9 protein-coding genes are annotated in these 10,428 nt (G+C 68.9%); 6 read left to right on the top strand and 3 right to left on the bottom strand.

Annotated features, from left to right (window positions below):
- Positions 1-2,745, top strand: a 2,745-nt coding sequence (locus tag D7V77_RS36680; protein ID WP_120580908.1) for an ATP-binding protein, incomplete at its 5' end; no start/stop codon positions are given.
- Positions 2,746-2,755: 10 nt separating this feature from the next.
- On the opposite strand, the gene D7V77_RS36675 is transcribed toward D7V77_RS36680, so the two are convergent.
- Positions 2,756-4,204 (bottom strand): FAD-binding oxidoreductase, encoded by a 1,449-nt coding sequence (locus D7V77_RS36675; protein WP_120580906.1) that lies wholly within the window; start codon positions 4,202-4,204, stop codon positions 2,756-2,758.
- Between the two features lie 126 nt (positions 4,205-4,330).
- A complete protein-coding gene (bioA, locus tag D7V77_RS36670; protein WP_120580905.1) occupies positions 4,331-5,662 on the bottom strand; it encodes an adenosylmethionine--8-amino-7-oxononanoate transaminase in 1,332 nt (443 codons plus the stop codon).
- Positions 5,663-5,951: 289 nt separating this feature from the next.
- On the opposite strand from bioA, the gene D7V77_RS36665 reads away from it, so the two are divergent.
- Entirely contained in the window at positions 5,952-6,749 is a 798-nt protein-coding gene (locus D7V77_RS36665; RefSeq protein WP_120580904.1) for an acyl-CoA desaturase, read from the top strand.
- Between the two features lie 67 nt (positions 6,750-6,816).
- Here D7V77_RS36665 and D7V77_RS36660 read toward each other — a convergent pair whose 3' ends face one another.
- Positions 6,817-7,083 (bottom strand): NAD(P)H-binding protein, encoded by a 267-nt coding sequence (locus tag D7V77_RS36660; RefSeq protein ID WP_306466123.1) that lies wholly within the window; start codon positions 7,081-7,083, stop codon positions 6,817-6,819.
- On the opposite strand from D7V77_RS36660, the gene D7V77_RS36655 reads away from it, so the two are divergent.
- From D7V77_RS36655 to D7V77_RS36640, 4 genes are all read left to right on the top strand, one after another.
- Positions 7,070-7,771 (top strand): hypothetical protein, encoded by a 702-nt coding sequence (locus tag D7V77_RS36655; RefSeq protein WP_233597459.1) that lies wholly within the window; start codon positions 7,070-7,072, stop codon positions 7,769-7,771. The genes D7V77_RS36660 and D7V77_RS36655 overlap by 14 nt on opposite strands.
- Positions 7,772-7,781: 10 nt before the next feature.
- Positions 7,782-8,249, top strand: coding sequence for an SMI1/KNR4 family protein (locus D7V77_RS36650; protein WP_172810418.1), 468 nt, complete (start codon positions 7,782-7,784; stop codon positions 8,247-8,249).
- A 137-nt stretch (positions 8,250-8,386) separates the two neighbouring features.
- Entirely contained in the window at positions 8,387-9,262 is an 876-nt protein-coding gene (locus tag D7V77_RS36645) for a DUF2381 family protein (RefSeq protein WP_120580902.1), read from the top strand.
- A partial coding sequence (locus D7V77_RS36640) for a serine/threonine-protein kinase (RefSeq protein ID WP_233597458.1) occupies positions 9,259-10,428 on the top strand: 1,170 nt, incomplete at its 3' end. The genes D7V77_RS36645 and D7V77_RS36640, both read left to right, overlap by 4 nt.

The following is a 10,428-nucleotide window of genomic DNA, read 5'->3' as shown; positions in this document are numbered from 1 at the left end:
GGGATGGGCCTGCCCCCGGGCACCGCGTGGAGCCCGGTGGAGGCGGGGATGGACGGGCCGTGGCCCTTCGCCACCGCGGGCGCGGACCCGGTGGACGTGCCGCGCGCGCCGCTGAGCCTGAACCTGGACATGGGCACGGTGCTGGGGCCGTACGAGGAGCCGCCGACGCACGCGCGCGTGCTGCCCATCCACCCGGCCGGAATGGCGGAGCCCTTCGGCTACCTGGTGGCCGGCGTGAGCCCCCGCCGCGCGATGGATGACACCTACCGCGGCTTCTACGAGCAGCTCCAGGCCACGGTCACCAACGCCGTCGCCAGCGTGCGCGCCTACGAGGCGGAGGCCCAGCGCGCGGAGGCACTGGCGGCCATCGACCGGGCGAAGACGGCGTTCTTCTCCAACGTGTCGCACGAGTTCCGCACGCCGCTCACGCTCATCCTGGGTCCGCTGGAGGAGTCGCTCGCGGACGCGTCCGCGCCCCTGCCGCCATCGCAGCGCGCGCGCCAGGAGCTCACCCATCGCAATGCCCTGCGGTTGTTGAAGCTGGTCAACTCGCTGCTGGACTTCTCGCGCATCGAGGCGGGCCGGGTGAAGGCGAGCTACCACCCCACGGACCTGACGCGGCTCACCGAGGACCTGGCCAGCGTCTTCCGCTCCGCCATGGAGAAGGCGGGGCTCCAGTACACCGTCGAGACGCAGGACGTGGGCGAGCCCATCTACGTGGACCGGGACATGTGGGAGAAGGTTGTCCTCAACCTGCTCTCCAACGCGTTCAAGTTCACGCTCCACGGCGGCGTCACCGTGCGGCTTCAGCGCGAGGGGACGCGGGTGCGGCTCACCGTGCGGGACACCGGCACCGGCATCCCGGAGGCGGAGCTGCCTCGCGTGTTCGAGCGCTTCCACCGCGTGGAGTCCTCGCGCGGGCGCACGCATGAGGGCACCGGCATCGGGCTGGCGCTCATCCAGGAGTTGGTGAAGCTGCACGGCGGCACGTTGGGCGTCCACAGCGTGGAGGGCGAGGGCAGCACCTTCTTCGTGGAGCTGCCGCTGGGCCGCGCGCACCTGCCCGCTGAACAGGTCCAGGAGGACGAAGGGACCCCGCACGCGGGCAAGCTGGGGTCCGCCTTCAGCGAGGAGGCCCTGCGCTGGCTGCCAGATGCGCCGGAGTCCCTCCCGCCGCCGGGTGCCGAGCCGGAGCCAGTGAGGGCTTTCAGCAGCTCCTCCGTGCTGGGAAACACAGGCGCGGGGTTCGCGCTGCCCATGGGGCGTGGGCGCGTCCTCGTCGCGGACGACAACGCGGACATGCGCGGGTACGTGAGCAGCCTGCTGTCGGCCCACTGGAACGTGCGCGCGGTGGCGGACGGCGAGGCGGCCTTCGAGGCTGCGCTCGAGCTGACGCCGGACCTCATCCTCAGCGACGTGATGATGCCCCGGCTGGACGGCTTCGGGCTGCTCCACAAGCTGCGCGGCGACGCGCGCACGCGCGGCATCCCCTTCATCATGCTGTCGGCGCGCGCGGGCGAGGAGGCCCGCATCGAGGGGCTCCAGGCCGGCGCGGACGACTACCTGGTGAAGCCCTTCTCCGCGCGCGAGCTGCTGGCGCGCGTGGACAGCCAGCTCCAGTTGGGGCAGGCCCGGCAGCAGCTGTCCGACTTCTTCATGCAGGCCCCCGCGGCCATGTGCGTGATGATGGGCCCGGACCTCGTCTTCTCTGTCATCAACCCCATGTTCGCGAACCTGATGGGCCGGGACATGCTGGGCAGGCCCGCGCGCGACGCGCAACCGGTCGGAGGCCACGGCGTGCTGCTCCAGCACCTGGAGCGCGTCTACCGCACCGGCGAACCCTTCGTGGGCCGCGAGGTCCCGGCGCGCCAGCCGGACAGCCAGGGCGGCCTCAAGGAGCTGCTGCTGGACGTGGACATCCACGCCCAGCGCGACGGAAAGGGCCGCATCCAGGGCCTGCTCGTCGCCGTGCAGGAGGTCAGCGAGCGCACCCACGCGCGCCAGCAACTGGAGACCCTCACGCATGACCTCCAGCACGCGGTCGCCGCGCGCGACACCTTCCTGGGCGTGGCGTCGCACGAGCTGAAGACTCCCGTCACCGCGCTGCTCCTGCACCTGGAGATGACGCGCCGGCGACTGTCTCCCAAGCGCGGCGAGCCGCCCTCCGCGGAGAAGCTCACGTCGGCGATGGACTCCGCGCTGCGGCAGGTGGAGCGGATGTCGCGGCTGGTGGACGAGCTGCTGGACGTCTCACGCATCCGCGCGGGCAAGCTGGACTTCCACATGGAGGAGAGCGACCCAATGGAGCTGGTGCACGAGGTCCTCGACACCTTCCGCGAACAGATGGATCAGGCCCGCTGCATCCTGGAGCTGCGGGCGGAGCTGAACCTGCGCGTGTGGTGGGACCGCTCGCGCATGCAGCAGGTGCTGACGAACCTGGTGTCCAACGCCATCAAGTACGCGCCGGGCACGCCGCTGCGCATCGGGTTCACCAGGCGCGGCGACCGGCTCATCCTCTATGTGTCGGACGGCGGCCCGGGCATCCCGCCCGAGCACCAGGCCCGCGTCTTCGAGCGCTTCGAGCGCGGCGGCCCGCCCCAGACCGTTCACGGCCTGGGGCTGGGCCTCTTCATCGCCCATCAAATCGTGCAGGGCCACCACGGCAAGCTGGTCCTGCAAAGCACCGTCGGCCAGGGTGCCACCTTCCTCATCGACCTGCCGCTCCCTCCGCGGGCCCAGGCCTGAGCGCGCGCCTTCAGTGCGCGACGCTCGGGGGGCTCACCGGACCGGGCAGGATGTTCTGGTTCACGTGGAAGAGGTTCTGCGGGTCGTAGGTCCGCTTCACCTCCACCAGTCGCGGGTAGTTGTCACCGTAGGTGGCCTGCACGCGCTCCTGGCCCTCTTCCATCATGAAGTTCACGTAGGCACCGCCCGCCGAGTACGGGTGCAGCGCGCTCCAGTACTCCTTCGTCCAGGTGGAGATGTCCGCCGCCCGCTCCGGTGACGGATCCACCCCGACGATGACCTCCGACCAGCGCGCGTCGCGGAAGCGGAAGGCCGTGTCATGCGGGCCCACGCGGTGCGCCGCCCCGTCGATGGGGTACAGGTGCATGGTGGACTGCATGGACGGCAGACGCTCGGCGAAGGACACGTGTCGCTCGATGGCCGCGTCCGGAATCTCGCGCACGAAGTCCGCGCGCCAGTACCACTGGTGTCCTGGCGGATAGAGCGCGTCGAAGGCGGTCTGCAACATCGGGAAGGGCATGGGCATCACGCCGTGCAGCGCGGGCTTGAGCGCCAGCACGGGCGCGAACAGCTCGTCCGCGCGCGCGGGGTCGCCCGTGTAGCACCACACCACGCCGCACATCTTCTGGAGGTGGAGCTCCTCCGGGAAGGGCGGCGCGGGCGGCACGGTGATGAAGGCGAAGAAGCCGCTGAGGTCCTCCGGCGCGGCCGGAAGGAACTCGCGGTACCAGCGCATCACCTCCGCCGCGCGGTCCAGGGGCCAGAGCGTGGGGCCACCGATGACGATGTCCACGGGGTTGGCCCGGAAGAGGAACGACGTCACCACGCCGAAGTTACCGCCCCCGCCGCGCACCGCCCAGAACAGGTCCGGGAACTTCTCCTCGTTCGCGGTGACGAAGCGACCGTCCGCGAGCACCATGTCCACGGCGAGCAGGTTGTCGATGGTGAGCCCGAAGCGGCGCGTGAGGTATCCCAGGCCGCCGCCCAGCGTGAGCCCGGCCACGCCCGTGGTGGAGATGATGCCGGAGGGCACCGCGAGCCCGAAGGCATGGGTGGCGTGGTCCACGTCCCCCCAGACGGCGCCGCCCGCGACGCGCACCGTGCGGGCCTCGGGATCCACGCGCACGCCGCGCATGCGCGACAGGTCGATGACCAGTCCGTCATCCACCAGCGCCAGTCCGCCGCCGTTGTGGCCGCCGCCGCGCACGGCCAGGGGCAGCTTGCGCTCGCGGGCCAGGGCCACCGCGGCGATGACGTCCGCCACGTCCGCGCACCGGGCCACCATGGCCGGGCGCTTGTGGATCATCGCGTTGTACAGCTGGCACGCCTCCGCGTAGTCGGCGTCTCCTGGCTGGATGAGCGCGCCGCGCAGCTGCGCCCGGAACAACTCCACGCTGTCCGGCGTCAGCCCGGCGGGCAGGCCGGGGCCTGTCTGCGGACGGTGGGTTTCGAGTGTCACGGCGGTTCCCTCCTCAAGAGCCGGCACCGGCACGGCGCCTGACTCAACGGATGCGCACGGTGACGGCCTCGCAGCACCAGAAGGCAGGAGGGGGCTGCCCGGCACGCGCTGGTGGCGAGGGACAACTCAGCCCGCCGCCACCTCGCGCAGGCTGTCCTCCACGCCCGCGAGCAGCAGGTCCAGGTCCGCGTCCGGGATGTTGAGCGCGGGCGCGATGTAGACGGTGTTGCCCATGGGGCGCAGGTAGAGGCCGCGGCGGCGAGCGGCCTCGTAGACGCGCCAGCCGCTGTCCGCGAAGTAGCCTCCGCCACCCAGGTCCACCGCGCCCACCATGCCCACCGCGCGCGGGCGCACGAGCCCGGGGAGGGTGGCGGCCATGCGCTCGAAGGCGGCCTTCACGCGAGGCGCCTTGCGCTGCACCTGCCCCAGCACGTCCTCGTCGCGGTACACGGCCAGCACCTCGCGCGCCACGGCCGCGCCCAGCGGGTTGCCGCAGTACGAGTGCCCGTAATAGAGCGCCCGGTCCTTCGCCCCCAGGAAGCCCTGGAAGATGCGCTCGGACGCGAGCGTGGCGGCGAAGGGCAGCATGCCCCCACTGAGCGCCTTGGCCAGGCACAGGAGGTCCGGCACCACGCCAGCCAGGTCCACCGCGAAGCGAGCACCGGTGCGGCCCATGCCGGTGAAGACCTCGTCGGCGATGAGGAAGGTGTCCACCGCGCGGGTGGCCTCGCGCACCTCGCGCACGAAGTCCGGCGACGACATCCACATGCCCGCCGCGCCCTGGAGCACGGGCTCCAGGATGACGCCTGCGATGCCGTCCGGATCCGCCGCGAGCGCGGCCTTCACCTCGGCCAGGGCGCGCACGTGGCCATCGGGTTCAGCGGGGGACGGCACGTGCACCACGTCGAAGAGGAGCGGGCCGAACACGTCTCGGAACTCGTGCACGCCGCCCACGCTGGTGGCGCCAATCGTCTCGCCGTGGAAGGCGCCGGTCAGGGTGATGAAGCGGGTGCGGCGGGGGCGGCCGTTCTGGGCCCAGTACTGCGCGGCCATCTTGATGGCCACCTCCACCGCGGTGCTGCCGTTGTCCGAATAGAAGACGCGCGACAGCTTCTGCTCCGAGGGCACGTCCGCCCGGTCCGCGCCCGGAGCCAGCGCGGTCAGCTCCGCGCCCAGCAGGGCCGCGGGCCCGTGCGTGATGCCCGCAAGCGAGACGTGGGCCAGGCTGCCCAGTTGCTCGGTGAGTGCGTGCACGAGGCGCGGGTGGCGGTGTCCCAGGGTGGACACCCACCACGAGCCGTTGGCGTCCAGGTAGCGCCGTCCGTCCGCGTCATGGAGCCAGACCCCCTCCGCGCGGACGATGACGAGCGGGTCCGTCTTCGCGATGTACTGCTCCATCGCGGTGTAGGGGTGCCAGACGTGCTGCTTGTCCAGTCCGACGAGGGTTGCCCGATCCACGGTAGAGGCTCCTGGGCGCAAGGGGAGTGAAGCCCGGGGTGACGCGCCGCGTGCCCTTCTGCCCTCCCCGGGGACGGCCCGCAACGTCGCGGTGCGACACGAGGGACGGGGACGAATGGGTGGCCGCACCGGGCCTTATCCACCAGCGGACAGGCGGAGGAATGGGACGCTCAGTGGCGTGCGTCCGGGACGGGACGGTGGGGCCGGTCCGCTGCCGGTGACATGGGGAGCGCTGACATTGCCATGACAGGGGGGGTGTTAGCCCTGTGTCTGTCATCACGGGAGAGTCATGGCCATCGTCATCTTCTTCATCAGTCACTGGCTGCTCTGCGTCTTCTTCCAGAGCTTCTTCCAGCACCGTTACGCGGCGCACCGCATGTACAGCATGGGTCCGCGCACGGAGAAGGTGATGCACCTGCTCACCTACCTGGTGCAGGGCTCGTCGTACCTGTCGCCGCGCGCCTACGCCATCCTGCACCGCGAGCACCACGCGTACTCGGACACGGAGAACGACCCGCACTCGCCGCACTACTTCAAGGACGTGATGCGGATGATGTGGCACACGAAGGAGCGCTACACGGGCATCCTGGCGCGCCGGATCCAGCCGGAGCCGCGCTTCGAGGGTGGCTATCCGGAGTGGAAGCTCGTGGACGAGACGCTGGGCCAGTCCTGGTTCGCGGTGCTGGGCTGGGTGGCGCTGTACACGGCGTTCTACGCGACGTTCGCGACGTCGCCCTGGATGTTCCTGCTGCTGCCGGTGCACTTCGTGATGGGGCCGGTGCACGGAGCCATCGTGAACTGGTGCGGGCACAAGTACGGCTACCGGAACTTCAAGGGCGCCGACAAGTCGCGCAACACGCTGCCGGTGGACGTGCTGTGCATGGGTGAGCTGTTCCAGAACAACCACCACAAGTACGGCAGCAGCCCGAACTTCGCGGCGCGCGCCTTCGAAATCGACCCCACGTGGCAGGTGATGCGCGTGCTGTCCAAGCTGGGCGTCATCCGCATCACCACGCCCCAGCGCGCCGTGTACCCGGAGCCGCGTGAAGTGGCCCGCCAGAGCGGCGCCGGAGCGCAGGTGGCCTGACGCGAGGTCCAGACTTGAAGCAACGCGGGGGGGCCGTCCGACAGGGACTGCTCCCCCGTGGTGTTTCTCAGCCCTGCTGGAGCGTGGCGGCCAGCGGCTGGCCCACCTCACCAGAGGAGATGAGCAGCACCGTGTCCCCGAGGGAGAACACGCCGTCACACTCCTCCGGGCGGCTGTAGTCCGCCTGGCGCACCTGCACGCCGCGCGCGGCCCACTCCGTGGCCTTGTCCGGATTGCGCACCGCGACCGCGATCTGGTTCGCGGGGACCTTCTTCAGCAGTCCCTCAATGACGAAACGGCCCAACCGGCCCGTGGCTCCCATGATGACGAACATCGGAGTCCTCTCCCTTTTCCGGATGGAAGCAATCGCGCTATCACGCCTTGCCATGATGCCTGTCTGCACTCAACGCACTGCGACGACCGCCTTTGTACTCGTCCTCGTTGGCTGTGGATCAGCCACTATCGGCACCGTCGGCAAACCGGTCTCGGCGAAGTGGTCAGGCTCGGTCGTGACTCCTGATGGAGGACAGCTGAGCACGACCATCTACTATGGCCCCTGGCAATGCAGCGCCGCATTCCTGTCCCGGTGCGAATCGAAATGCGCTGCCCAGGGCCACCGGCTCATGGGCTGCATCTGGCTGGCGGACATCAAAAGCGATTGGAAGGGCCGCTACTTCTTCATGCCTGCGGAGGCCGGTGGGCGAATGGCCATCACCCACTGCTGCTGCGACTACCCGAAGGTGGATGGAGAAAGCCTGCGGAAGACATGGAACAACGCCCGTCCGGGCTTCCGTGATGCATGGGGGCGAGAATTTGGCCCGTGGCCGAAGTCGAGCTCTGGCAAGTATTGGCCGGGCCATCACATCTTCGACCTGGGCCACGGTGGCCCGCCGACAGCGCCGAGCAACGTGCTGCCAGCCCCGGATGACGTACACAACGTCTTCAATTCCGAGTACCCCGCCTGCTACGCACCAAGTGGGAAGTGGCTGGCACCGGGCCCTGAGCGCCCCTACGTGGACTGAGGGCGGCACCATGCTCACGAACATGCAGCGACTGCTGGCGGAAATCTCCGCCCGCCACTTCCCCAATCCTCCCGCCACACCCGCCCAACTTGCCGCCTTCGAGGCGCGCGTCGGATGGAAGCTCGATGAGGAACTGCGCGCCTTCTACCTGCACTGCGATGGCGCGGCCCTCTTCCAGCCCTTCCCGGACGCGAACTACCACCTGCTGCCTCTGGAGCAGATCCGCCGAGCCCGCATGGCCATGCGCCCAGGTGATGACGACCAGTTCGGCTCCGCGTCCTGGTACACGCTCGTGGATCTCCAGGACTCCGACTATGTCATCCTGGACGTCGCCCATCCGGTGAATGGCCGGTACCCGCTCCTCGACGCGTACCACGAGACCTTCCCTCAAGGCGTGCGCCCCATCGCCGTCTCCTTCAGCGAGTTCCTGGAGAGGGCGCTCACCAGTGCCAACTCTTACTTCTGGTTGAACAGGTAAGCGCCCTACCAGGGAGTAGCGACCAGGCAGCGTCTTGACTCGCTCAAGGGGCTTGGGACGCGACTTTGGCCAAGGGAAAGAGCCCACTGCGCGAACACCCGCGATGGTAGCGTGCCCATCCGGGAGGTCACGAATCCTTGCTCCAACCCTTCAGATTGGCTCTTCCCCTGGCGCTCATTGTCACCTGGGGAGCTGCCGCGCAGGCACAGCCGGCCACGAGGACGCGCATCGGGCGTCAGCGCACCGTGACCATCGCCAGCACGTCCGCCGATCCGCTGCCCATCGTCCATGTGGCGGGAGACACGCCGACAGTGTTCCTCTTCTCTTCGCCGATCCAGAAGAAGACCCTGACCTTCGATGAGTCCCGGATCCGCCTCCTGGATGCGGGCGAGCGCTCCGTCATCATTCAGCCCGTGGCCAGTCTTGGTGACGATGAGCGTCTGGAGATTGGAGTCTTCTTCGACGATGGCCGAGCGCCCGCACGGGCCGCCTTCGTGCTCATGAACCACCCGGCTGAAGTGGACTCGCGGATCGACGTGCAGCGCCTGGAGCTTCTGAACACGACCTGTCCGCCCTCGGCTCAAGCACCAGCGCCGAAACCGGAAGACTTCGTGCTGCTTGGCTACGTGGACGACAAGGGCATCGCGGCGTCCAGCAGAAAGGGCCGGAGGGGGCCTGTACAGGGACTTTCCGTGGAGTCGCTCGTGGCCTTTCGGGGCACGAAATGGATTCTGGCGGACGTGAAGATCAAGAATGAGTTGGACCACCCGGACTGGACACCCGGAGAGGCAACGTTCGTGGGCCGGCTCGACCTGCCTCTGCGAGCGAGGCTCGTCGCGAAGCAGCCGGGGCCGATTCCTCCTGGTGAGTGGAGGCGGGTCCTTGTGGTCGTGGAAATGCCTGAAACGAAGGCAGACCTTGTCTTCACCCTGGAGGTGCGCGGGGATGGGGGACGTCATCTCACGATTCCAGCCGTACGCTTTCCACAGCCCGCGGAGGTGGCTGTCCAATGAGCGCGACGATGATCAACCTTCCTCCCGGTTCGCTCATTGATGGATGGCAGGTGGCCAAGGCACTCGGCGACGGAGGCTTCGCGTTCGTCTTCCTGGGCGAAAAGAACGGCAGGCACCGCGCCATCAAGGTGGCCCAGCACCGGGAGTCCAGCGGCGACCTCAAGCAGACCCATGCTCGGACGCTGCGGGAGTTGACGGCGCTGCTCATGCTGGACCATCCGAACATCGTCCGGCCGCAAGGGCATGGCCTCGCGGAGAGCGGGAACCTCTACCTCGCGCTCGACTATGTGGACGGCTGGACGCTCGCGGAGTGGGCGGAGCGCAAGCACCCGACCGTTCGTGAAATCCTCGGCGTCTTCGAGAAGCTCGCCGGTGCGCTGTCGTACATGCACGGCCGGGGCATCCTGCACCGGGACCTGAAGCTGTCCAACGTCCTCATCCGCAAGAGCGACGGCGAGCCCGTCATCATCGACTTCAGTTGCGCGACCTATACGCTCGCCGAAGACCTGACGAACGGGGGTTTGCCTCCAGGCACGGACCGCTATCGCGCCCCCGAGCAGTTCAAGTTCCTGCGCGAGCACAAGGATGAGCGCCGGGCGCGCTACGCCTTCCAGGTCGCCGACGAAATCTTCGCGGTCGGTGTCATGCTCCATGAGCTGCTGACGGACCCACGACCGACGGAGTTTCGTCCGCGCTTCGACTTGAACAGTCTTGCCCTCCCACCGCCGCCACCCCGCCTGGTGAATGCGCGGGTTCCAGCGGAGTTGAGCGATCTCGTGGAGAGCGTCCTGGCCCGAGACCCCAAGAAGCGTCCGGTCGACACCGAGGCGCTGCGCCGTGAGCTCGCGGAACTCCGAGCCAGTGCTTCCGCTGAATACGACGTGCCGGTTCATCCGCCCTCGAAACAGCGCCACGGCGAGCCGGCCTCGGAGGCGCTGGAGATGCCCTCCATCCCCCAGTCGCTCCAGCGGCACGTCGCCCGAGTTGACCGCGACCGCGGCCAATGGCGTGGTCTCCTCGCCGGCATCGTCGCGCTCGCCATCGCCGCGCTCCTCTGGCGTTTCGCCGGGGGCCCATTCGAACCACACGTTCCCGCGGGCCCAATCCATCCCATCACCTCTTCCGCACCACCCCAGGCGACCCCTGCTGCTATGTCCACCCCCACC

This window comes from Corallococcus sp. CA041A (genome assembly GCF_003612075.1).
GTDB classification, from domain to species: Bacteria; Myxococcota; Myxococcia; order Myxococcales; family Myxococcaceae; genus Corallococcus; species Corallococcus exiguus.
This window is presented reverse-complemented; position numbering and strand designations above follow the sequence as displayed.

What these genes read in the sequence shown, in the direction of transcription:
- D7V77_RS36665 (WP_120580904.1), top strand. Translation starts at nt 5,952, where the DNA reads ATGGCCATCGTCATCTTCTTCATCAGTCACTGGCTGCTCTGCGTCTTC.
- D7V77_RS36655 (WP_233597459.1), top strand. Translation starts at nt 7,070, where the DNA reads ATGATGACGAACATCGGAGTCCTCTCCCTTTTCCGGATGGAAGCAATC.
- D7V77_RS36660 (WP_306466123.1), bottom strand. Translation starts at nt 7,083, where the DNA reads ATGTTCGTCATCATGGGAGCCACGGGCCGGTTGGGCCGTTTCGTCATT.
- D7V77_RS36650 (WP_172810418.1), top strand. Translation starts at nt 7,782, where the DNA reads ATGCTCACGAACATGCAGCGACTGCTGGCGGAAATCTCCGCCCGCCAC.